This window comes from Curtobacterium sp. P97 (assembly GCF_023712445.1).
GTDB lineage: Bacteria > Actinomycetota > Actinomycetes > Actinomycetales > Microbacteriaceae > Curtobacterium.
In genome coordinates this window covers 1-473 of sequence record NZ_JAMAYF010000076.1, presented here as the reverse complement: position 1 = coordinate 473, position 473 = coordinate 1, and the positions used below count along the sequence as shown (strand labels likewise).

The following is a 473-nucleotide window of genomic DNA, read 5'->3' as shown; positions in this document are numbered from 1 at the left end:
GGGCTCTCCCGCGACCGCCCGATCCTCGGCGTGAACCCCCGCCAGATGCTGCGCGGCATGCTCGAGACCCGCGCCCCGCTGTACCGCGAGGTGGCCACCCTGCACGTGCCGACGGGCAGCCGCGGCGTCGACGAGGTGGTGGCCGACGTCCTCGCCGCCGTCCCGCCCGTGGGCAGCCCGTCGTGACCGCCCGCATCACCGTCGCCGGCGAGCGGCCCTACGACGTCGTCGTCGGCGCCGGGTCGCGCGCCGAGCTCGCCCTGCTGCCGGGCACCGTGCTCGCCGGGGCCGTGCGCGCCGCCGTCGTGCACACGGCCTCCACCGCGGCGCTGGCCGGTGAGGCCGTCGCCACCCTGCAGTCCGCCGGCCTGGCCGCCGAGGCTCTCGTGGTCCCCGACGGCGAGGCCGGCAAGACCGCCGAGGTGGCCGCCGGGCTGTGGGCCGAGCTGGGCAGGCTGGGCCACACCCGCACC

Annotated in this window: 2 pseudogenes; both read left to right on the top strand. The window is 79.1% G+C overall.

The features are described 5' to 3' along the window. A pseudogene (locus M3677_RS17010) lies at nucleotides 1-186 on the top strand (shikimate kinase); the annotation flags it as partial. Further along, nucleotides 183-473, top strand: a pseudogene (locus M3677_RS17005) (3-dehydroquinate synthase); the annotation flags it as partial. The pseudogenes M3677_RS17010 and M3677_RS17005, both read left to right, overlap by 4 nt.